16 protein-coding genes and 2 pseudogenes are annotated in these 21,828 nt (G+C 61.9%); 5 read left to right on the forward strand and 13 right to left on the reverse strand.

The genetic code is table 11. From position 1 onward, the window contains the following. Window positions 1-78: 78 nt before the first annotated feature. From cmk to mtnA, 7 genes and pseudogenes are all read right to left on the reverse strand, one after another. A pseudogene (gene cmk, locus QF043_RS20360) lies at window positions 79-769 on the reverse strand ((d)CMP kinase). Then, entirely contained in the window at window positions 766-2,976 is a 2,211-nt protein-coding gene (locus QF043_RS20365; protein ID WP_307421455.1) for a bifunctional prephenate dehydrogenase/3-phosphoshikimate 1-carboxyvinyltransferase, read from the reverse strand. Before QF043_RS20365 ends, cmk begins: the two are co-directional and overlap by 4 nt. 28 nt (window positions 2,977-3,004) lie before the next feature. Continuing rightward, window positions 3,005-4,117 carry a histidinol-phosphate transaminase gene (gene hisC, locus QF043_RS20370; RefSeq protein ID WP_305458654.1) on the reverse strand — a complete coding sequence of 371 codons (1,113 nt, stop codon included), beginning with the start codon at window positions 4,115-4,117 and terminating at the stop codon, window positions 3,005-3,007. A gap of 9 nt (window positions 4,118-4,126) precedes the next feature. Then, window positions 4,127-5,221: a prephenate dehydratase gene (pheA, locus tag QF043_RS20375; RefSeq protein ID WP_053132458.1), complete on the reverse strand. Its 1,095-nt coding sequence runs from the start codon at window positions 5,219-5,221 to the stop codon at window positions 4,127-4,129. Beyond that, window positions 5,221-6,306, reverse strand: coding sequence for a 3-phosphoserine/phosphohydroxythreonine transaminase (gene serC, locus QF043_RS20380; protein ID WP_056857640.1), 1,086 nt, complete (start codon window positions 6,304-6,306; stop codon window positions 5,221-5,223). The genes pheA and serC overlap by 1 nt, the downstream gene beginning before the upstream one ends. Before the next feature lie 246 nt (window positions 6,307-6,552). Then, the gene (gene gyrA / locus QF043_RS20385; RefSeq protein WP_017136106.1) at window positions 6,553-9,216 is read right to left on the reverse strand and encodes a DNA gyrase subunit A; all 2,664 of its coding nucleotides are present in this window, start codon (window positions 9,214-9,216) and stop codon (window positions 6,553-6,555) included. A 424-nt stretch (window positions 9,217-9,640) separates the two neighbouring features. Continuing rightward, the gene (mtnA, locus tag QF043_RS20390; protein ID WP_307419963.1) at window positions 9,641-10,711 is read right to left on the reverse strand and encodes an S-methyl-5-thioribose-1-phosphate isomerase; all 1,071 of its coding nucleotides are present in this window, start codon (window positions 10,709-10,711) and stop codon (window positions 9,641-9,643) included. A gap of 109 nt (window positions 10,712-10,820) precedes the next feature. Here mtnA and QF043_RS20395 point away from each other — a divergent pair, with 109 nt between their 5' ends. From QF043_RS20395 to QF043_RS20410, 4 genes and pseudogenes are all read left to right on the forward strand, one after another. Further along, window positions 10,821-12,152 (forward strand): TRZ/ATZ family hydrolase, encoded by a 1,332-nt coding sequence (locus QF043_RS20395; RefSeq protein WP_307419964.1) that lies wholly within the window; start codon window positions 10,821-10,823, stop codon window positions 12,150-12,152. Between the two features lie 64 nt (window positions 12,153-12,216). Further along, window positions 12,217-12,915, forward strand: coding sequence for a bifunctional 2-polyprenyl-6-hydroxyphenol methylase/3-demethylubiquinol 3-O-methyltransferase UbiG (gene ubiG, locus QF043_RS20400; RefSeq protein WP_056857231.1), 699 nt, complete (start codon window positions 12,217-12,219; stop codon window positions 12,913-12,915). A 4-nt stretch (window positions 12,916-12,919) separates the two neighbouring features. Beyond that, window positions 12,920-13,592 (forward strand): annotated as a pseudogene (gene mupP / locus QF043_RS20405) (N-acetylmuramic acid 6-phosphate phosphatase MupP). Between the two features lie 166 nt (window positions 13,593-13,758). After that, window positions 13,759-14,499, forward strand: a complete 741-nt coding sequence (locus QF043_RS20410) for a YciK family oxidoreductase (RefSeq protein ID WP_307419966.1) — start codon at window positions 13,759-13,761, stop codon at window positions 14,497-14,499. A gap of 188 nt (window positions 14,500-14,687) precedes the next feature. On the opposite strand, the gene QF043_RS20415 is transcribed toward QF043_RS20410, so the two are convergent. The 6 genes from QF043_RS20415 to QF043_RS20440 are packed head-to-tail and all read right to left on the reverse strand — an operon-like array spanning window position 14,688 to window position 20,846. Further along, window positions 14,688-16,202, reverse strand: a complete 1,515-nt coding sequence (locus QF043_RS20415) for an ABC transporter substrate-binding protein (protein ID WP_307419967.1) — start codon at window positions 16,200-16,202, stop codon at window positions 14,688-14,690. Window positions 16,203-16,217: 15 nt separating this feature from the next. After that, the gene (locus tag QF043_RS20420) at window positions 16,218-17,204 is read right to left on the reverse strand and encodes an ABC transporter ATP-binding protein (protein ID WP_307419968.1); all 987 of its coding nucleotides are present in this window, start codon (window positions 17,202-17,204) and stop codon (window positions 16,218-16,220) included. Further along, window positions 17,201-18,157, reverse strand: coding sequence for an ABC transporter ATP-binding protein (locus QF043_RS20425; RefSeq protein WP_307419969.1), 957 nt, complete (start codon window positions 18,155-18,157; stop codon window positions 17,201-17,203). Before QF043_RS20425 ends, QF043_RS20420 begins: the two co-directional genes overlap by 4 nt. After that, a complete protein-coding gene (locus QF043_RS20430) occupies window positions 18,154-19,011 on the reverse strand; it encodes an ABC transporter permease (RefSeq protein ID WP_307419970.1) in 858 nt (285 codons plus the stop codon). The genes QF043_RS20425 and QF043_RS20430 overlap by 4 nt, the downstream gene beginning before the upstream one ends. Further along, entirely contained in the window at window positions 19,008-19,955 is a 948-nt protein-coding gene (locus QF043_RS20435; RefSeq protein ID WP_307419971.1) for an ABC transporter permease, read from the reverse strand. The genes QF043_RS20430 and QF043_RS20435 overlap by 4 nt, the downstream gene beginning before the upstream one ends. A gap of 3 nt (window positions 19,956-19,958) precedes the next feature. Continuing rightward, on the reverse strand, window positions 19,959-20,846 hold the full coding sequence (locus QF043_RS20440; protein ID WP_056857239.1) for a proline iminopeptidase-family hydrolase: 888 nt from the start codon (window positions 20,844-20,846) through the stop codon (window positions 19,959-19,961). Window positions 20,847-21,029: 183 nt separating this feature from the next. On the opposite strand from QF043_RS20440, the gene QF043_RS20445 reads away from it, so the two are divergent. After that, window positions 21,030-21,794 carry a LuxR family transcriptional regulator gene (locus tag QF043_RS20445; protein WP_307419972.1) on the forward strand — a complete coding sequence of 255 codons (765 nt, stop codon included), beginning with the start codon at window positions 21,030-21,032 and terminating at the stop codon, window positions 21,792-21,794. Window positions 21,795-21,828: the final 34 nt, after the last annotated feature.

Genomic DNA, 21,828 nt, shown 5'->3' on the forward strand with positions numbered 1-21,828 from the left:
CACCCCAGACGGTGTGGGTCAGTTTCAGTTAAAAGAAGCCACCGCAGGACTATGACTGGTCCCCTGCGGCCTTCTTGATCACCCGGCGATATCGCGAATGGCGATTTCACTCAAGATGCGTTCCAGCACCTGCTCGATGGACAACTCCGTGGAATCCAGCTGTATGGCGTCAGCCGCCGGCTTTAGCGGGGCTACCGCACGCTGGGTATCACGCTCATCGCGTGCACGGATCTCATCTAGCAGACTCGACAGACTAACACCATCGACTTTGCCCTTCAACTGCAAGTAACGGCGGCGAGCACGCTCCTCGGCGCTGGCGGTCAGGAAAATCTTCAGTGGCGCCTCGGGAAACACCACGGTGCCCATGTCACGGCCATCAGCCACCAGGCCCGGCGGCTCCTGAAACGCCCGCTGGCGCTGCAGCAATGCGTCGCGCACGGCCGGCAGCGCGGCAACCTGGGAGGCCCAGGAGCCAACTTGTTCGTTGCGCAGATCATCGGTCACGTCATCACCTTCGAGGATGATGCGTTGCGGATGACCTTCCGTCGCGCCGACGAACTGCACATCAAGGTGCGCCGCCAGCAGCTTCAGGGATTCTTCGTTGGTCAGATCGACGCCATGGTTGCGTGCGGCAAAGGCCAGCAGGCGGTACAGCGCGCCGGAATCCACGCAGGCACCAGCCCAGGCGCTTGGCCAGAATGCCGGCGATCGTGCCTTTGCCCGAGCCGCTCGGCCCGTCGATGGTAATCACCGGTGCTTTGATATTCACAATTGAGCCTCTTGGGCAACACGGATGCCGACATGGGCACACAGTGTAAGAAAGTTCGGAAAAGACGTAGCTACATTGGCGCAGTCACGGATACGAATCGGCGCCGCCGCCCGCAGGGAAGCCACGCTGAACGCCATGGCAATGCGGTGATCACCATGGGATTGCACTTCGCCACCGCCCATTGGACCACCGTCAATGATAATCCCATCAGGTGTCGGTTCACACTTCACGCCAAGGGCCAACAGACCATCGGCCATGACCTGGATGCGGTCGGACTCCTTGACCCGCAGTTCTTCGGCGCCACGCAGCACGGTGCGCCCTTCGGCGCAGGCCGCCGCCACGAACAACACCGGGAATTCGTCGATCGCCAGCGGCACCAGGGCTTCGGGAATCTCGATGCCTTTTAGCGCAGCGGCGCGCACGCGCAGGTCGGCAACCGGTTCGCCACCCACTTCACGCGGGTTTTCCAGGGTGATATCCGCGCCCATCAGCCGCAGGATATCGATCACGCCGGTGCGGGTCGGGTTGACGCCAACGTGCTCCAGCAACAACTCGGAGCCTTCGGCAATCGAAGCCGCCACCAGGAAGAACGCCGAAGAGGAAATATCCCCCGGCACTTCTATCTGCGTAGCGGTCAATGCATGGCCCGGTTCGACCGAGGCTGTAGCGCCCTCCACCGCCACCGGGTAACCAAACCCACGCAACATCCGCTCGGTATGGTCACGGGTCGGCGCAGGCTCGGTCACCGAGGTTTTGCCCTCGGCATACAACCCGGCCAGCAACAGGCAGGACTTCACCTGCGCACTGGCCATCGGCATCGAATAATCCAGGCCTTTGAGCGCCTGGCCACCACGAATCGTCAGCGGCGGATGCCCGTCCGGCCCGGTCTCGATCACCGCACCCATTTCCCGCAGCGGCTTGGCCACGCGGTTCATCGGGCGCCTGGACAGCGATGCATCACCGGTCAACACACTGTCAAAGCGCTGCGCCGCGAGCAACCCGGACAGCAAACGCATCGACGTGCCGGAATTACCCAGATAGATCGGCCCCGGTGCCGGCTGCAAACCGTGCAAACCCACACCATGAATCGTCACGCGCCCGTGGTGCGGCCCTTCAATGACCACGCCCATGTCACGAAACGCCTGCAAGGTTGCCAAGGCATCTTCGCCTTCGAGGAAACCTTCGACTTCGGTCACGCCGTCGGCCAATGAACCCAGCATGATCGAGCGATGGGAGATCGACTTGTCGCCCGGCACCCGGATCTGCCCGCTCAAGCGGCCGCCCGGGTTGGCGAGAAAGGTCTGCTCATCGGCGTTCACAGCAGTTTCCATGTAGGCCCGGCGCGCCAGGATCTTGCTGAAATGCTCACGCGCTACCCGCGCACGGGTAAACACGCCCAATAATTGATGGCCATCCCCCGCATCAACCGCATCGCGCAAGGCGTCGAGGTCACTGCGGAAGGTGTCCAGGGTGCGCAACACGGCTTCGCGATTGGCGAGGAAGATGTCGTGCCACATCACCGGGTCACTGCCGGCAATCCGCGTGAAATCGCGAAAGCCGCCGGCGGCGTAACGGAAAATCTCAAGGTTTTCGTTGCGCTTGGCCAAAGAATCCACCAAGCCAAAGGCCAGCAAGTGCGGCAAATGGCTGGTCGCCGCCAACACTTCGTCGTGGCGCTCAACCTGCATATGCTCGACATCCGCGCCCAACTCGCGCCACAGGCGATCCACCACCGCCAAGGCCGCCGGATCGGTTTGCTCAAGCGGCGTCAGAATCACCTTGTGGCGACGGAACAACTGCGCATTGGATGCCTCGACACCGCTCTGCTCGGAACCGGCAATCGGATGGCCCGGTACAAAACGCGCCGGCATGCCACCAAACGCGAGTTGGGCGGCGCGCACCACATTGCCTTTGGCGCTGCCGACGTCCGTGAGGATCGCCTGCCCGAGATCCATGTCGGCCAGCAAGGCCAGCAACTTCTCCATCGCCAGGATCGGCACAGCGAGCTGGATCACATCCGCGCCCTGGCACGCCAGCGCCAGGTCGGCCTCACAGCGATCCACCACACCCAGCTCCACCGCCAGCTTGCGCGATTGCGGGTCCAGGTCCACACCGACCACCTCGCCGCACAGCCCGCTTTCACGCAGGCCCTTGGCGAAGGAACCACCGATCAACCCCAGGCCGACCACCACCAGACGACCGATCATAGGCACAGCAGGTTGCAATGCAGTGACATCAACCACGAGCCAGAACCTTGGCCAACGCCTCCAGGAAGCGGCTGTTTTCAGCCGGCAAGCCAATGGTGATACGCAGGTGGTTCGGCATGCCATAGTTGGCCACCGGGCGCACGATCACGCCCTCACGCAGCAGGCCCTGGAACACCGGCGCGGCGACTTGGCCCAGGTCAACACAAATGAAGTTGCCCTTGGAAGGAATCCAGCCCAGGCCCAGCTCACGGAAACCCTCCTGCAGCTGCTGCATGCCGCTTTCGTTGATGCGACGACCTTCTTCCAGGTACTCGGCATCCTTGACCGCCGCACAGGCCGCCGCCAACGCCAGGCTGTTGACATTAAACGGCTGACGCACACGGTTGAGCACATCGGCCACCACGGCAGTGGACAAGCCGTAACCCACGCGCAGCGACGCCAGGCCGTAAGCCTTGGAGAAGGTGCGTGACACCAGCAGGTTCGGGTAAGCCGCCAGGAAATCCAGGCCATCCGGCAGGTCGCTGCCTTCGGCGTACTCGATGTAGGCCTCGTCCAGCACCACCAGCACGTGCTCGGGCACGTCCTGCAGGAAGTCGTTCAGCGCCTGGGCGTCGAACCAGGTGCCGGTCGGGTTGTTCGGGTTGGCGATAAACACCACGCGGGTCTGCGCGTCGATGGCCGCCAGCATGGCCGGCAGGTCGTGGCCCCAATCCTTGGCAGGAATGACGCGGGCATCAGCGCCCACGGCCTGGGTCACGATCGGGTAGACGGCGAACGCGTGCTCACTGAACACCGCATTCAGGCCTGGGGCCAGGTACGCACGGCCGACCAGCTCAAGAATGTCGTTGGAACCATTGCCCAGGGTGACCTGGTTCAGTTCAACGCGGCAGTTCTCGGCCAGCAGCGACTTGAGGGCGAAGCCATTGCCGTCCGGATAGCGGGTCAGCTCAGTCAATTCTGCATGAATCGCCGCCAACACTTTTGGGCTTGGGCCCAGCGGGTTTTCGTTACTGGCCAGCTTTACGATCTTCGACGGGTCCAGGTTCAACTCACGCGCCAGCTCGTCCACAGGCTTGCCTGGAACGTAAGGCGACAGTTGTTGCACGCCCGGCTGAGCCAGGGCGAGGAAGTTGCCACTCATGTTAAAGCCTCACAAAACCGCTTTCGGGTAAGAGCCCAGCACCTTGAGTGCCACGGCTTCCTGACTGATTTTCTCCAGCACACCTTTGACCAGCGGGTCGCGGTGGTGGCCGATGAAGTCGATAAAGAACACATACGTCCATTTACCGCTGCGCGAAGGGCGAGTTTCGATTCGCGTCAGGTCAATCCCGTTATCGTGGAACGGCACCAGCAACTCATGCAGCGCGCCGGGCTTGTTGCTCATGGAGACGATGATCGAGGTCTTGTCGTCGCCGGTGGGCGGCACTTCCTGGCTGCCGATCATCAAAAAGCGCGTGGAGTTATCCGGGCGGTCTTCGATTTTTTCCGCCAGGCGCGTCAGGCCGTACAGCCCCGCGGCCATGTCACCGGCAATGGCCGCCGAGTTCCACTCACCCTTGACCCGCTTGGCTGCTTCGGCGTTGCTGGACACCGCCACGCGCTCGACATTCGGGTAATGCGCGTCCAGCCACTTGCGGCACTGGGCCAGGGATTGGGCGTGGGAGTAGATACGGCTGATGCTGTCGGTCTTGGTGCTCTCGCCCACCAGCAGGTGGTGGTGAATACGCAGTTCGACTTCGCCGCAGATCACCATGTCGTGCTCAAGGAAGCTGTCCAGCGTGTGGTTGACCGCGCCTTCGGTGGAGTTTTCCACCGGCACCACGCCAAAGTTCACCGCACCGGCCGCCACTTCGCGGAACACTTCGTCGATGGCCGCCATCGGCTTGCTGATCACCGCGTGGCCGAAATGCTTCATGGCCGCAGCCTGGGTGAAGGTGCCTTCCGGGCCGAGGTACGCCACTTTCAGCGGCTGCTCCAGCGCCAGGCACGACGACATGATTTCACGGAACAACCGCGCCATCTCTTCGTTGCCCAACGGGCCCTTGTTACGTTCCATCACGCGCTTGAGCACCTGGGCTTCGCGCTCAGGCCGGTAGAACACCGGCACTTCGCCTTCAGCCAGGGACGCCATCTTCACGCGGGCGACTTCCTGGGCGCAGCGCGCACGCTCACTGATCAGTTCCAGGACTTTCTCGTCCAGGCTGTCGATGCGTACACGCAGGGCCTTGAGTTCTTGCTCAGACATTAGCCGTGTTCCTTTTCGAACTCTGCCATGTAGGCAACCAGCGCGTTGATCGCGTGGATGTCGACAGCGTTGTAGATGGAGGCGCGCATGCCACCGACCGAACGGTGGCCCTTGAGGTTCAGCAGGCCACGTGCGTCGGCACCGGCCAGGAATGGCTTGTCCAGGCGGTCATCGGCCAGGCGGAACGGTACGTTCATCCACGAGCGGTCGGTGAGGTTGATCGGGTTGCTGTACAGGCCGCTGGCGTCGATGAAGTCGTACAGGGTGCGCTTCTTCTCTTCGTTGAGCTTGCCCATGGCGGCGACACCGCCCTGCTCTTTCAGCCACTCGAACACCAGGCCGGAAAGGTACCAGGCAAACGCCGGCGGGGTGTTGTACATCGAGCCATTATCGGCCGCGACCTTGTAGTTGAGCATGGTCGGGCACAGCGAACGCGCACGGCCCAGCAGGTCTTCGCGGATGATGTTGACCAGGATGCCGCTCGGGCCGATGTTCTTCTGCGCACCGGCGTAGATCATGCCGTATTTGGACACATCGATCGGGCGCGACAGGATGTCCGAAGACATGTCGCACACCAACGGCACGTCGCCCACTTCCGGCACCCAGTCAAACTCCAGGCCGCCGATGGTTTCGTTGGCAACGTAGTGCACGTAGGCCGCGTCTTTGGACAGCTTCCACTCGTTCTGACCGGGAATGGCGAAGTAGTCGTAAGGCTTGGCGGTGCCTGCCACGTTGACGTGACCGTAGCGCGACGCTTCTTCAATCGCCTTCTGGCCCCAGATACCGGTGTCGATATAGTCGGCAGTGCCGTCTTCGGGCAACAAGTTCAGCGGAATCTGCGCAAATTGCTGGCTCGCGCCACCTTGCAGGAACAGCACTTTGTAGTTGGATGGGATGCCCAGCAAGTCGCGCAGATCCTGCTCGGCCTTGGTGGCGATGGACACGAACTCATCGCTGCGATGGCTCATTTCCATCACGGAGAGGCCTTTTCCATGCCAGTCGAGGAGTTCACCCTGCGCACGCTGCAGGACTGCTTCAGGAAGCGCCGCGGGACCGGCACAGAAGTTATAGGCTCTCTTGCTCACATCCAATCTCACTCTGATCTGGTTGGGGCTGCAATCATGTTCGGCAACGGCCTTGCGCTGGAGCGAGCCCTTGTGGGAGCTGGCTTGCCTGCGATACAGGCACCGCGGTAGTTGCAGTGATACCGCGGTGATGCTATCGCAGGCAAGCCAGCTCCCACAGGGATCGAAGCCAGACCAAGGACCTGTATTTCAAAGGGGACACAAACAACAAGGGGGCGAATCTTCATCCGCCCCCTGTGTGTCCGCTTATTCCTGCGGTTCTTCTTCGTCTGCGGCAGCATCGAGGGTTGGCTCGTCGACGTTGTCATCGCCGGTTGCGATCACCTCGCCATCGAATACCGCACCGTCTTCGCCTTCCAGCTCTTCGCCTTCGACTTCCGATGGTTCCTGGACGCGCTCCAGGCCTACCAGCGTTTCGTCGCTGGCCAGCTTGATCAGCGTCACGCCCTGGGTGTTACGGCCCAGGCTCGAGACTTCGGCCACACGGGTACGCACCAGGGTGCCCTGGTCGGAAATCAGCATGATCTCCTCACCATCAAGCACCTGCACCGCGCCGACCAGACGGCCGTTGCGGTCGTTGCTGACCATGGCGATCACGCCCTGGCCGCCACGCTTGTACTCCGGGAACTCGCTGATGGCGGTGCGCTTGCCGTAACCACGCGCCGAAGCGGTGAGGATCTGGCTGCCTTCTTCCGGGATCAGCATCGAAATCAGCTTCTGCCCTTCCGGCAGACGCATGCCGCGCACACCGCGGGCGGTACGGCCCATGGCGCGAACGTCGGATTCCTTGAAGCGTGTCACTTTGCCGCCGTCGGAGAACAGCATGACTTCACGCTCGCCGTCGGTGATGGCCGCAGAGATCAGTACGTCGCCTTCGTCCAGCTCCAGGGCGATCAGGCCCACACTGCGCTGGCGGCTGAAGGATTCCAGCGGGGTCTTCTTCACGGTGCCTTTGGCGGTGGCCATGAAGATGAAGTGACCTTCGGTGTATTCCTCGACCGGCAACATGGTGGTGATGTATTCATCACTGTCCAGCGGCAGCAGGTTGACCAACGGACGACCACGGGCAGCGCGGGACGCTTCCGGGATTTCGTAGGTTTTGAGCCAGTACACCTTGCCTTTGCTGGAGAACAGCAGCAGCGTGGTGTGGCTGTTGGCAACCAGCAGGTGAGCGATGTAGTCCTCATCCTTCACGCCGGTAGCCGATTTACCTTTACCGCCACGACGCTGAGCCTGGTACGCAGCCAACGGCTGGGTCTTGGCGTAGCCACCGTGGGAGATGGTCACCACACGCTCTTCTTCCGGGATCATGTCACCCAGGGTCAGGTCGAGGCGCGCATCGAGGATTTCGGTGCGGCGCACGTCGCCGTATTCGGCGCGGATCACTTCCAGCTCTTCGCGGATCACTTCCATCAGGCGCACGGCGCTGTTGAGGATGCGGATCAGCTCGCCGATCTGGTTGAGAATCTCCTGGTACTCGGCCAAAAGTTTCTCGTGCTCCAGGCCGGTCAGGCGGTGCAAACGCAGCTCCAGAATGGCCTGTGCCTGTTCCGGCGACAGGAAATACTTGCCGTCGCGCAGGCCGTATTGCGGGTCCAGGGTTTCCGGACGGCACGAATCGGCACCGGCACGTTCAACCATCGCCACGACGGCGCTGGATTCCCACGGCATCTTGATCAGCGCTTCCTTGGCTTCCGACGGCGTCGGCGAAGCCTTGATCAGCGCGATCACCGGGTCGATGTTCGACAGCGCTACCGCCTGGCCTTCCAGGATGTGGCCGCGCTCGCGGGCTTTGCGCAGTTCGAACACGGTGCGGCGGGTGACCACTTCGCGGCGGTGACGCACGAAGGCTTCGAGCAGGTCCTTGAGGTTCAGGATGCGCGGGCGGCCGTCGATCAGGGCCACCACGTTGATACCAAACACGCTTTGCAGCTGGGTCTGGGCGTAGAGGTTGTTGAGGATCACCTCAGGCACTTCGCCACGACGCAGCTCGATCACCACGCGCATACCGTCTTTGTCGGACTCGTCGCGCAGTTCGGTGATGCCTTCCAGCTTCTTCTCTTTAACCAGCTCGGCGATCTTCTCGATCAGACGCGCCTTGTTCAACTGGTAAGGCAGTTCGGTGATAACGATCTGCTGGCGGCCACCGACCTTGTCGATGTCTTCGATCATCGAGCGGGCACGCATATAAATGCGGCCACGGCCGGTGCGGTAGGCTTCGATGATGCCGGCACGACCGTTGATGATCGCGGCGGTCGGGAAGTCCGGACCGGGGATGTATTGCATCAGCTCATCGACGGTCAGCTCAGGGTTGTCGATGAGGGCCAGGCAACCGTCGATGACTTCACCGAGGTTGTGCGGCGGGATGTTGGTGGCCATGCCCACGGCGATACCGCTGGAGCCGTTGACCAGCAGGTTGGGAATACGGGTCGGCATGACGGCCGGGATCATTTCGGTGCCGTCGTAGTTCGGCACCCAGTCCACGGTTTCTTTGTGCAGGTCGGCCAGCAGCTCGTGCGCCAGCTTGGTCATGCGCACTTCGGTGTATCGCATGGCCGCAGCGTTGTCGCCGTCGACCGAACCGAAGTTGCCCTGGCCGTCTACCAGCAGGTAGCGCAGGGAAAACGGCTGGGCCATCCGAACGATGGTGTCGTACACCGCAGTGTCGCCGTGAGGGTGATACTTACCGATCACGTCACCGACAACACGGGCAGATTTCTTGTACGGCTTGTTCCAGTCGTTACCCAGCTCGCTCATCGCGAACAGCACACGCCGGTGCACGGGCTTCAAGCCATCGCGCGCATCAGGCAGTGCCCGCCCGACAATTACGCTCATCGCGTAGTCGAGGTAGGACTGTTTCAGCTCGTCTTCGATATTGACCGGGAGGATTTCTTTGGCCAGTTCGCCCATGAGAAGCCTGATTCCTTTTTCGGGTGAAACCTCGTCACATCCATATGGGACGAACGAAGCTCGCCGTTGCTGGCAGAGTGCCTGACAACGACTTACGACAAATCAACGAGTTATGACACGGATCTGCACGTTATGGGCAACCCCTCGGGGCGGCCCTGGAAACCGCCGGATGTTATCACAATCGCCGCCACGCACCTATCCCCCTGATGCGCATGGAGGCTAGTAATTTGACGGATGACAGGCTTGAGGGGGACGAGAGAGGCTCAGAGCGGGGTGGGTGATGTTTTTTGAGGCTGGATCCAAGGGTTTTATTGACTTACAGGGCCAATCGCGGGCAAGCCCGCTCCCACATGTTGACTGTATTCACAAAACAAAGGTGGGAGCTGGCTTGCCTGCGATAGCGATCCAACAGCCACCAAAGCCCTCAATGCAGGCGCTTGCGGCACATCAACTTGGCCAGCTTGGCGGTGTCGGGACGTTCAACAATGCCCTTTTCAGTCACGATCACATCAATCAGGTCAGCCGGCGTCACATCGAAGACCGGGTTAAACGCCGCAACCTCCAACCGCTGCCCGCCCACCGCCAGCAACTCCGCCGCATCACGCTCTTCCAGGCTGACATCATCACCGGTGGCCATCATCAAATCGAGGGTCGAACTGGGCGCCACCACCATAAAACGCACGCCGTGATGCATGGCACACACCGCCAATTGATAAGTGCCGATCGGGCCGATCACATCACCATTGGCCGCAATGCAGTCGGCGCCGACCACCACCCAGGTCACGCCTTTGGTCTTGAGGATATGCGCGCCGGCCGAGTCGGCATTCACCGTGGCCGGGATACCCTCGCCCGCCAACTCCCAGGCCGTCAGCCGCGAACCTTGCAGCCACGGGCGGGTTTCATTGACGTAGACATGCTCGACCAAACCCTCCAGGAATGCGGCGCGGATCACCCCAAGGGCGGTGCCCACACCGCCGGTGGCGAGGGCGCCCGCATTGCCATGGGTAAGGATCGCCTGGGCGTTGCCCTGGTGCTTGCGAATGCGCTCCAGGCCCAATTGGGCCATGACCAGGTTGGCTTCGCGGTCGCTTTCGTGGATCGCAATGGCTTCGGCTTCGAGCACCGCCAAGGGGTCTGCGTGCTTTTTGACCCGATCGAGGCGGTCGCGCATGCGCTTCAAGGCCCAGAACAGGTTCGCGGCGGTCGGACGGCTATCGGCCAGCAAGGCGTAGTCTTCTTCCCACGCTGCCTGCCAGTCACCGCCCTCGGCGATCCGCTCACGGGCGGCCAGCACCAGGCCGTAGGCGGCACTGATGCCGATGGCCGGCGCGCCGCGTACAGTCATGTTGCGAATGGCCTGGGCGACTTCAGCCACCGAAGTGCAGGCAACCCAGGTTTCCAGCGAGGGCAAGGCACGCTGATCGAGCAGGTGCAGTGCGCCATCACGCCAATCGATGGCCTTCACTTTCTCTGCAGCTAACAGTCGGTCGCGCATCCCTTACCCCGCACTCATGAACAAAAGCCGCCGATTATAGCGATCCGCCAGCCAAGACGCTCGGGTATACTTCGCCCTTATTTTATAGCTGCCTGGGAAGAAGCCTGCGATGACCTCCACTGCCGCCCCGCTCGACTTATTGCTGCTGCCAACCTGGCTGGTACCTGTCGAACCCGCTGGCGTGGTGCTCAAGGAGCACGGCCTGGGCATCCGTGACGGGCGCATTGCGTTTATCGGGCCACGGGCGGCGGCCTTGAAGCTTGCGGCCAGCGAGGTTCGCGAGCTGCCGGGCATGCTGCTCAGCCCCGGCTTGATAAACGCCCACGGCCACGCGGCGATGAGCCTGTTTCGCGGCCTGGCCGACGATCTGCCGCTGATGACCTGGCTGGAAAAACACATCTGGCCCGCCGAAGCCAAATGGGTCGATGAAGCCTTCGTGCGCGACGGCACCGACCTGGCCATCGCCGAGCAGCTCAAGGGCGGCATCACCTGCTTCTCGGACATGTACTTCTACCCCAAGGTCGCCAGCGACTGCGTACACAACAGCGGCATGCGCGCGCAGATCGCGCTGCCGATCCTCGACTTCCCGATTCCCGGCGCCAGCAGCGCCGATGAGGCGATCCGTCAGGGCGTGGAGCTGTTCGGCGACCTCAAGCACCACCCGCGCATCAAGATCACCTTCGGCCCCCACGCGCCCTACACCGTGAGCGACGCCAACCTGGAAAAGATCCGGGTGATCGCCGAAGAGCTGGACGCCGCCATCCATATGCATGTGCACGAAACCGCCTTCGAAGTGCAACAAGCCGTGGACAAGACCGGCGAACGCCCGTTGGCGCGCCTGGGCCGCCTGGGGCTGCTCGGCCCACGCTTCCAGGCCGTTCATATGACCCAAATCAGCGAGGACGACCTGGCTTTGCTGGTAGAAAGCAACACCAGCGTCATCCATTGCCCGGAATCGAACCTGAAACTGGCCAGCGGCTTTTGCCCGGTGGAGCGTCTGTGGCAGGCTGGCGTGAACGTGGCCATCGGCACCGACGGCGCGGCCAGCAACAATGACCTCGACCTGCTGGGCGAAACCCGCACGGCGGCGATGCTGGCCAAGGCCGTCGCCGGCTCGGCCACCGCCCTGGACGCCCATCGCGCCCTGCGCATGGCTACGCTCAACGGGGCACGTGCCATGGGCCTGGACAGCGAGATGGGCTCGCTGGAAGTCGGCAAGGCGGCGGATATCGTCGCCTTTGATCTTTCGGGGCTGGCGCAACAACCGATCTACGACCCGGTCTCAACGCTTATATATGCCACCGGGCGCGAGTGTGTGAAACACCTTTGGGTCGCCGGCAAGCAGTTGCTCGACGACCGGCGATTGACCCGCATGGATGAACAACAGTTGACCGCCACGGCCATCGCCTGGGGCCAACGGATCAGCGGGCACAGCGAATAACGAAGGTCTTGAACCCCGCCGTTCAGGACTGAATAACCGATTTATCAGATTTAGAGGATTCACCATGAGCAACGTCGACCACGCCGAAATCGCCAAGTTTGAAGCCCTGGCCCACCGCTGGTGGGACCGCGAAAGCGAGTTCAAACCGCTGCACGACATCAACCCGTTGCGCGTCAACTGGATTGACGAGCGCGTCAGCCTGGCAGGCAAGAAGGTGCTGGACGTCGGTTGCGGCGGCGGCATCCTCAGCGAAGCCATGGCCCAGCGCGGCGCTACCGTGATGGGCATCGACATGGGCGAAGCGCCGCTGGCCGTGGCCCAACTGCACCAGCTGGAATCCGGCGTGAGCGTCGAATACCGCCAGATCACCGCCGAAGCCCTGGCCGAAGAGATGCCCGAGCAGTTCGACGTGGTCACTTGCCTTGAGATGCTCGAGCACGTGCCAGACCCGTCTTCGGTGATTCGCGCGTGCTTTCGTATGGTCAAGCCCGGCGGCCAGGTGTTCTTCTCCACCATCAACCGCAACCCCAAGGCTTATCTGTTCGCGATCATCGGCGCCGAATACATCATGAAGTTGCTACCGCGCGGCACCCACGACTTCAAGAAATTCATCCGCCCAAGCGAGCTGGGCGCCTGGAGCCGTCAGGCCGGGCTGACCGTCAAGGACATCATCGGCCTGACCTACAACCCGCTGACCAAGCACTACAAGCTGGCGAGCGACGTTGACGTCAACTACATGATCCAGACCCTGCGCGAGGAGTAAGCCTGTGAAGTTGCGAGCAGTTCTCTTCGACATGGACGGCACCTTGCTGGACACCGCGCCGGACTTTATCGCGATCTGCCAGGCCATGCGCGCCGACCGCGGCCTGGAGCCGATCAACCCACAGCATATCCGCGATGAAATTTCCGGCGGTGCGCGGGCGATGGTCGCCGTGACCTTCTCAATGGACCCGGAATCGCCTGGCTTTGAAGCGCTGCGCCTGGAATTTCTGGAGCGTTACCTCAAAGGCTGCGCGAATCCACAGCAAGCTGTTCGACGGCATGGAAGAACTGCTGCAGGACATCGAGAAGTCCCACCTGGTGTGGGGCGTGGTCACCAATAAGCCGCTGCGTTTTGCCGAGCCGATCATGCAGCAACTGGGCCTGGCCGAGCGTTCGGCGCTGCTGATCTGCCCGGACCACGTGAAGAACAGCAAGCCCGACCCCGAGCCGCTGATCCTGGCGTGCAAGATGCTCGACCTGGACCCGGCCAGCGTGCTGTTCGTGGGCGATGACCTGCGCGATATCGAGTCTGGCCGCGACGCCGGCACCCGCACCGCAGCGGTCACCTTCGGCTACATCCACCCGGACGACAACCCACGCAACTGGGGCGCCGACGTGGTGGTGGACCACCCGCTGGAACTGCGCAAGGTGCTCGATAACGCACTGTGCAGTTGCTGATTGTTCGAGCACTGAGATCACTGTGGGAGCTGGCTTGCCTGCGATAGCGGCCTGCCAGCCAGCACTTGCGGTGACTGATACTCCGCCATCGCAGGCAAGCCAGCTCCCACCTGAAATGGATTCCACTTCAAGGCCTGTATCAGCTTGAATTCTGTCGAGGTTTTTTATGTTTGATTACTCCGCACGTCCAGAACTGCTCAAAGACCGGGTGATCCTGGTGACCGGTGCCGGTCGCGGGATTGGCGCGGCAGCGGCAAAAACCTATGCCGCCCATGGCGCCACCGTGCTGTTGCTGGGCAAGACCGAAGCCAACCTGGCTCAGGTGTATGACGAGATCGAAGCGGCCGGCCAGCCGCAGCCGGTGGTGATTCCGTTCAACCTGGAAACCGCCCTGCCCCATCAATACGATGAGCTGGCAGCCATGATCGAAAAAGAATTCGGTCGTCTCGACGGCCTGCTGCACAACGCCTCGATCATCGGCCCGCGCACGCCGATCGAGCAGCTGTCCGGTGAGAACTTCATGCGCGTGATGCACGTGAACGTCAACGCGACGTTCATGCTGACCAGCACACTCTTGCCACTGCTCAAGCTGTCCCAGGATGCGTCGGTGGTGTTCACCTCCAGCAGCGTCGGGCGCAAGGGTCGGGCGTATTGGGGCGCTTATGGCGTGTCGAAGTTTGCCACCGAAGGTTTGATGCAAACCCTGGCCGATGAGCTGGAAGACGTGGCATCGGTACGCGCCAACAGCATCAACCCGGGCGGTACACGCACCAGCATGCGCGCCCAGGCGTACCCGGGGGAAAACCCAATGGAAAGGCCTGCACCGGAAGAAATCATGCCGGTGTACCTGTACCTGATGGGGCCGGACAGTGCGGGGATCAATGGGCAGGCTTTTGATGCGCAGTAAGCCCTGACACCGTTCACCTGAAATAACCGAGAACCCAATGTGGAATCGGGTTCATGTGGGAGCTGGCTTGTGTGGGAGCTGGCTTGCCTGCGATGCGGGCAACTCGGTCTATCTGTTAAACCGAGTTGATACCATCGCAGGCAAGCCAGCTCCCACACAAGTCCACTCCCACTTTTTAGCGGTGCCCGTTAGTTCTTCACCACTTCCTCAAGGGTAAAACGCCCCAGCGGGTTTTGCAGGAAGTTGCTCACGTTCTTGCGTGAGATGTTGATGTACGGGCTGTAGTACAGGTCAATCCAGTTCACATCCTGCTTGGCCAGTTTCTGCAATTCCACGTACATCTGCTCACGCTTGACCGGGTCGGCCTCGATTCGTGCCTGCGCCACCAGTTCCTTGACCTTGTCGTTCTTGTAACGGGTCATGTAGTTCTGGTTGGTGTCGTGGCCGAGCACGAAGGTGGTCTTCTGGTCCGGGTCGAGGATGTCGTTGGTCCAGTACATCACCGAAATATCGTACTCACCGTCCACCAGCATCTGCCAGCTTTGGGTCGGGTCGACCTTTTGCAGGTTGGCGGTCACGCCGACCTTGGCCAACTGGTCCTTGATGATCACCGCAATCTGCTCGTCGGCTTCGTTGCCGGCGTTGACCACGTAGTTGAGTTTCAAGTCCTTGGCGCCGGCTTCCTCCAGCAGTTTCTTGGCGGCAGTCGGGTCATACGGGCGTTGCAGGTTGTTGGCGTAGTGATACAGCGAGCCTTTGGGGATGTAGGAATAGGCCACGGTGCCCTGGCCGTATGTGGCGGTCTTGACCAGCGATTGTTTGTCGATGGCCATGTCCAGCGCCTCGCGCACCTGCGGCTTGGCCAGCAGGCCGTGGGCGTGGTTGATCAGCAGGTGATCTTCGCGGGTCGACGGGTCGGCGTGGATCACCACGTTTTTGTCTTTCTTCAGCTCTTCCACGCGGGAGAACGGTACGAAGATCGCCGTGTCCAGCTCGTTGTTCTGCACCATGCGCATGCGCGTGTTGTCGTCGGTCACCGAGACCCACTCCACGCCATCCAGGCTCACGTTGTTGGCCTGCCAGAAGTTCGGGTTCTTCTTGAGGATCACGCGGTCGCCCTTGCGCCATTCCTCCACGGTAAACGCGCCGGAGGTCACCGGGTTTTCCGAGTAGGCGTCTTCGCCCATGGTGGTCATGGCTTTTTCCGACAGGATCGACACCGTCGGCGAGGCCAGTTGCGAGAGGAAGGCCACGGCCGGGGTTTTCAGGGTGACCACCAGGGTCTGCGGGTCACTGGCCTTGGCCGTGTTGATCAGGTTGAACGGATCTGCCCACAGCGACGCCTTGTTGTCGCGGATGCGCAACAGGCTGAACGCGGCGTCAGCGGCGGTGATCGCCGAGCCATCGGAGAACTTGGCGTCACGCAGCTTGAAGGTGTAGGTCAGGCCGTCCTTGGAAATCTCCCAGCTTTCGGCCAGGCCCGGCTCCATCTTGGTGCCCAGGTTATCCACGCGCACCAGAGTGTCGTAGACGTTGGCGAACACCCACGTATCGCGGTTCTGTGCGCTTTTGATCGGGTCGAACGTGGTGCTGTCTTCACGGCAGCCGATGGTCAGCACACCGGCGGCATGAGCCAGCCCGGCGGTGAGGGACCAGGCGGTCAATGTCGCGGCGGCGAGCAACTTCAAGTGACGGGTTTGCATGTCATAACTCCTTGTCTATGAATGGCAGGAAAGGCTCAGCGGTTCTTCAAGCACGCAACTGTACCGATGCTCGTGCAGGTAATGGGTCGGCGGCAACACCACGGAACACATCGGCCGGGCGTGCCGGCAGCGCGGGTGAAAGGCGCAGCCGGTGGGCAACTTCAGCGGGCTTGGCGGCTCACCGGGCAACGGCTCTGCCGGCAACGGCCGGTGCGGATCGATCTCGGGAATCGCCTCGATCAACGCCGCCGTATACGGATGGCGTGGCGCAGTAAACACCGCCTCCACCGGCCCTTCTTCGACGATCTTGCCCAGGTACATCACCGCCACGCGGTCGCACAGGCGCCGCACAATGGCCAGGTCATGGGCGATAAACAGAATCGCCAGGTTCATGCGCCGTTGCAGTTCCAGCAACAGGTTGATGATCTGGCCCTGGATCGACACATCCAGGGCCGCCACGCACTCATCGGCAATGATCAGGCGCGGCTCCACCGCCAGGGCGCGGGCGATGCCGACGCGCTGGCACTGGCCACCACTGAGGGAGCCAGGTTTGCGGCTGGCGAGTTCAGGGCGCAGGCCCACCAGCTCAAGCAGCTCGACCACGCGAGCCGGTATCTGCTCCGGGGCGACCTTGCGCTGCACCCGCAGCACTTCGGCGAGGGCTTCGCCAATGCTGTGGCGCGGGTTCAAGGCGGCGTAAGGGTCCTGGAAAATCATCGCGGTTTCATGCCGCAGGCGGGCGATGTCGATCGCGCTGCCTCGGGCCATGTCGACGCCGTCAAATAACACCTGCCCGGCGCTGATCGGGTTGAGGTGCAAAATGGCTCGCCCCAGCGTGCTTTTGCCACTGCCGGACTCGCCCACCAACCCCAGGGTTTCGCCTGCGGCCAGGTTCAGCGACACACCATTGACCGCCCTCACCCACTGTTTATTTAGGCCCAACATTCCCGTGCCGGACGCGGCAAACCGCACCTCCAGGTCCTTGATCTGCAACAGGCTCATGGGCGCTCTCCGAGCGGATAGTGGCAGGCCACGCGCGCACCTTCAGGCAGCACCTCAGTGCACAACGCCGCCACTTGCGGGCAGCGCGGGTTGAAGCGGCAACCGTTGGGCAAGGCATCCAGTAACGGCGGCTGCCCGGGGAGGGTGCGCAGCAAGGCGTGGCCGCTGCTGTGGGCGGGTTGGCAATCGATAAGGCCGGCGGTGTACGGGTGCTGCGGATGGGCCAGCACGTCATATTTGCTCGCGTGTTCGCACAGGCGCCCGGCGTACATCACGGCGATGGAATCACAGGTCTGTGCCACCACGCCGAGGTCATGGGTGATCATGATGATCGCCAGGCCACGCTGGTCACGCAGCTCCAGCAACAGGCGCAGGATCTGCGCCTGCACCGTCACATCCAGCGCCGTGGTCGGCTCGTCGGCAATCAGCACTTGCGGATTGCAGCCCAGGGCCACGGCGATCATCGCGCGCTGGCGCATGCCGCCGGAGAACTCATGGGGGTAGTTGTCGACCCGCGCCTTGGGGTCGGGAATACCGACCTGGCGCAACACCTCGATGGCTTGCAGGCGCGCGTCTTTTTTCGACGCGCCCTGATGCAAACGGATACCTTCGGCGATCTGCTCGCCGATACGCATCAACGGGTCCAGGTGACTGCTGGGGTTCTGGAAAATCATGCCCAGTTGCCCACCGCGTACGGCGCGCATGCCAGCCTCATCGAGTTGCAACAGGTCGCGACCGGCCAGGCGCACAGCGCCGCCTTGCACCCGCAGGTTGGGCGACGGCAACAGGCGCATCAGGCCGCGACAGGCCAGGGTCTTGCCCGAACCGCTTTCACCCACCAGGCCGAGGATTTCACCTTCGGCCAAATCAAAGGACACACGATCAACCAGCGTGACCTCACGCCCGCCATTGTTGGCGATCACGCTGAGGTCCTGCACCTGAAGCAGGCTCATGAACGATCCCCCAACACTTGCGCCACACCATCGGCGAGCAGGCTGAAACCCATGGCCAGGGTCACAATGGCCAGGCCCGGGAACGTGCAAAGCCACCAGGCGGTGGTGATAAACGCCTGCCCTTCGGCGACCATCGTGCCCCACTCCGCCGTCGGCGGTTGCACGCCCAGGCCCAGGTAGCTCACGGCAGCGCCGTTGAGCAGCACCAGCACGGCGTCGGACATGGAAAACACAATCGAGCCAAACATCGCATTGGGCAGCAAATGCCGAAACAGAATGCGCCCATGACCAAAGCCCAGGCTCTTGGCGGCCAGGGCGAAGTCACTTTCCTTGAGCACCAGGATCTGCGAGCGGATCAGCCGCGCATACGACACCCAGCCCACCAGCGCCATGGCGATATAAAAGCTCTGCAAGCCCGGTCCGAGAATGGCCATGATCGCCAGCATCAGCACCAGGAACGGGAACGCCAGCACCACGTCGATCACGCGCATGCACAGGCTGTCGAAACGCCCGCCGATATAGCCGGAAACGGCGCCGATAAAAGTGCCGATCAGGAACGGGAAGATCACGCCGATGACGGCCAGTTGCAGGTCAATTCGCGCGCCCCAAATTACCCTCGAAAAGATGTCTCTACCGTAGTTATCCGTGCCAAATGGATGGGCAAGGCTGGGCGCCAGCAAACTCAGATCGGTGTTCTGCGCAATCGGGTCATACGGCGCGATCCACGGCGCGAACAACGCCAGGGCCAACCACATAAACAGGATCAGCAAGCCCCATGCGGCGGTCAGCCGGCCGTTGCGAAAACCAAACCGCAGGCGCAAACGCCACGGCGCAATCAGTGGGCGGCTGCTCATTGCATCTTCACCCGTGGGTCGAGGGCCACGGTCGCCACGTCCGCGACGAAGTTGACCACCACCGTCGCACACGCCAACACCATGGCCACACCCTGCACCACCATGTAGTCACGGGTAAAAATACCGCGCACCAATAATTGGCCGATGCCGGGAATCGCGAACAGGCTTTCGATCACCACCGTGCCGCTGATCAGCCAGCCGATATTCACCGCCAGCAGGTTGACCGCCGGCACCAGGGAATTGGGTAATACATGCCGACGAAACACCGCCGCCTCCGATAACCCACGGGCGCGGGCAGCGGTGATATGGTCGGCCTGCAACTCCATCAGCATGCTCGCCCGCAGGTTGCGCACCAGCACCGCCGCCAGCGCCAGCGCAATGGTCAAACACGGCAGGACCATGTGGTGGGCTTTATCCGTAAACGTGCGACCGTAGCCCGATACCGGGAACAAGCCCCACTTCACACTCAGCAACAGAATCAACATCAAGCCCAGCCAGAAGGCCGGCATGCCCAGGCCGACCGTGGTGAACACGCGAATCAGGTTATCCGCCCAGCCGCCTTTGTTGCGCGCCGCCACGGTGGCCAGCGGCACCGCGATCAACAGCGCCAGCAGCACACTGCCGAGCACCAGCACCAGCGTCGGCTCGATACGGGTGACGATCAGTTTCAACGCGTCGACCTTATAGAGCAGCGACTGGCCCAGATCGCCCTTGAGCAGGTTCTTGAGGAAGTAGAAATATTGCAGCCACAAGGGCTGGTCCAGGCCGTATTGGGCGCGGATTTTCAGCAGCGCGTCCGGCGTGCTGCGCGAACCCAGCAAGGCGCGCGCCGGGTCGCCGGGGATCGAGCGCACCAGCACAAAGGTGATCAGGCTGATGCCAAACAACACCGGCAGCAATTGCAGCGGCCGGGACAGCACGAAGCGGTAACGCGCAAGGTTCATCCGTCAGCCTCGGTGGCGAGCGAGAAAGTCCAACAGCACCGGAAAGTACGCCTGGGGCTCTTCATAAAACGGCATATGGCTGCTGTTGGGAAATACATGCAGTTCGGCGTGTGTGGCCGCAAGTTTCATGCGGTGAGCACAGGCGGGAGTGAGTTCATCGTGCTGGCCGGTGGTGATCAGGATCGGCATCTTGAACTCGGCCATCTCCGGGATGCGGTTCCAGTCCTTGAGGTTGCCGATATAGAGGAACTCGTTGGGGCCTTGCATGGTTTCGTAAGGGCCCATGTTCCAGTCGCCCAATGAGCGCTTGACCGGCTCCGGCCATTCATCCAGGCGGCAGACGTGGCGGTAGTTGAGCAAGGTAATGGCGGCCTGGTACTGCGGATGATCGAGGGTGCCCATGGCCTCATGGCGCTGCATCATGGCCACGGTTTCACTGCCGAGGGCGCCGCGCAGGCGTTCAAGCTCCTGGGAGAGGTGCGGAATATCGCCGACGGTGTTTTCCAGGATCAGGCTTTTCAGGGCGTCGGGATAGTGAATGGCGTACTCGATGCCCAACCAGCCGCCCCACGAATGCCCAAGCAGATGCACGCGGCCCAGGCCCAGGGCCTGGCGCACGGTTTCGACTTCTTCGACATAACGGCCAATTTCCCACAGGGAAACATCTGATGGTCTGGCTGATGCGCCGGTGCCAAGCTGATCGAATGCAACCACTCGCAGGTTATGGTCTTTGAGCCAGCCATGGGCGTCGCGCAAGTAGTCACACGGCAGGCCCGGACCGCCGTTGAGACACAAAAGCACCTCATCGCCGTCGCCAAAGCTGTAGGCCACGAGGTTATGGCCATCGACTTGCACGTTGTACTGCTGGTCGGGGGCAATTTCACGCCACATGCATACATTCCTTGTGTTGTATCGGCCTGGCAGGTAGCGGCCGTTTATCTGGCCAACACTACCGAGGATGCCGCGTGTCCATAACCTAGTAGTTCTTATAGGTTTGGCCTGGCAGTCCTTCGCCGGGGCGTGGCATTCTACTTGCAGCAAGTCGAGATTCAAATGAATTCGGGAGCAGAACGGATGCTGTCCAAACTTACCGCCTTCAACAACCGCCTCATGCCCGGCAGGAGCCTGGATGAACAGATCGACAACACGTTTATCCTCGCCCAGCAGTTGGGCTTTGACGCGTTGGTGTATGACTACACGCCGGTGCCCATCGACCAGGACGGTTCGCTGATCACGCCTTCGGTGCTGGAGTCGCGCAACACCCCGTCGGACTGGCACGCGTTGTGGTGCAGCGAAGGGTTTTACCAGATCGACCCGGTGCAGCATCTGGCCTTGAGCACGGTGTCGCCGTTTGTGTGGTCCTATGAGGCCAAAGCCGACACCGCGCTGCAAAAGATCATCGACCCGTGCCATGCGCCCGTGTCCTCTTACCTGCATGAGCGCCAACTGACCTGCGGCGTCACCGTGCCGATCCACCTGCCGCGTGGCGGCTTCGCGTCGCTGACCGGCCTGCGCACCGGCAAGGCCGGCACGGTGCTGGAAGATGCCCAGCAGACCTTGTCGGACTTCAGCTTGATCACCCACGCGTTGCAGGAAGCGGCCTACCCGTTGCTCAGCAAAGAGCTACGCACCTACCCGCATATCCATCTGACCAAGCGCGAGCGCGAGTGCCTGAAATGGGCCGCCGAGGGCCTGACCGCCGCCGAGATCGCCACGCAATTGAGCCGCTCACTGGCGGTGGTCACCCTGCACCTGGCCTCGGCGATGCATAAACTGGGCGCCAAGAACCGCGTACAGGCGGTGGTGCGCGCGACCCATTACCGCCTGTTGGAAGATTGATCCGTCGGTAAAACCTAGCTGTTTTGCTAGTTAC

It is taken from the genome of Pseudomonas sp. W3I7 (assembly GCF_030816095.1).
Classification (GTDB): domain Bacteria; phylum Pseudomonadota; class Gammaproteobacteria; order Pseudomonadales; family Pseudomonadaceae; genus Aquipseudomonas; species Aquipseudomonas salomonii.

What these genes read in the sequence shown, in the direction of transcription:
- QF043_RS20365 (WP_307421455.1), bottom strand. Translation starts at nt 2,976, where the DNA reads ATGATCGGTCGTCTGGTGGTGGTCGGCCTGGGGTTGATCGGTGGTTCC.
- hisC (WP_305458654.1), bottom strand. Translation starts at nt 4,117, where the DNA reads ATGAGTGGCAACTTCCTCGCCCTGGCTCAGCCGGGCGTGCAACAACTG.
- pheA (WP_053132458.1), bottom strand. Translation starts at nt 5,221, where the DNA reads ATGTCTGAGCAAGAACTCAAGGCCCTGCGTGTACGCATCGACAGCCTG.
- gyrA (WP_017136106.1), bottom strand. Translation starts at nt 9,216, where the DNA reads ATGGGCGAACTGGCCAAAGAAATCCTCCCGGTCAATATCGAAGACGAG.
- mtnA (WP_307419963.1), bottom strand. Translation starts at nt 10,711, where the DNA reads ATGCGCGACCGACTGTTAGCTGCAGAGAAAGTGAAGGCCATCGATTGG.
- QF043_RS20395 (WP_307419964.1), top strand. Translation starts at nt 10,821, where the DNA reads ATGACCTCCACTGCCGCCCCGCTCGACTTATTGCTGCTGCCAACCTGG.
- ubiG (WP_056857231.1), top strand. Translation starts at nt 12,217, where the DNA reads ATGAGCAACGTCGACCACGCCGAAATCGCCAAGTTTGAAGCCCTGGCC.
- QF043_RS20410 (WP_307419966.1), top strand. Translation starts at nt 13,759, where the DNA reads ATGTTTGATTACTCCGCACGTCCAGAACTGCTCAAAGACCGGGTGATC.
- QF043_RS20415 (WP_307419967.1), bottom strand. Translation starts at nt 16,202, where the DNA reads ATGCAAACCCGTCACTTGAAGTTGCTCGCCGCCGCGACATTGACCGCC.
- QF043_RS20420 (WP_307419968.1), bottom strand. Translation starts at nt 17,204, where the DNA reads ATGAGCCTGTTGCAGATCAAGGACCTGGAGGTGCGGTTTGCCGCGTCC.
- QF043_RS20425 (WP_307419969.1), bottom strand. Translation starts at nt 18,157, where the DNA reads ATGAGCCTGCTTCAGGTGCAGGACCTCAGCGTGATCGCCAACAATGGC.
- QF043_RS20430 (WP_307419970.1), bottom strand. Translation starts at nt 19,011, where the DNA reads ATGAGCAGCCGCCCACTGATTGCGCCGTGGCGTTTGCGCCTGCGGTTT.
- QF043_RS20435 (WP_307419971.1), bottom strand. Translation starts at nt 19,955, where the DNA reads ATGAACCTTGCGCGTTACCGCTTCGTGCTGTCCCGGCCGCTGCAATTG.
- QF043_RS20440 (WP_056857239.1), bottom strand. Translation starts at nt 20,846, where the DNA reads ATGTGGCGTGAAATTGCCCCCGACCAGCAGTACAACGTGCAAGTCGAT.
- QF043_RS20445 (WP_307419972.1), top strand. Translation starts at nt 21,030, where the DNA reads ATGCTGTCCAAACTTACCGCCTTCAACAACCGCCTCATGCCCGGCAGG.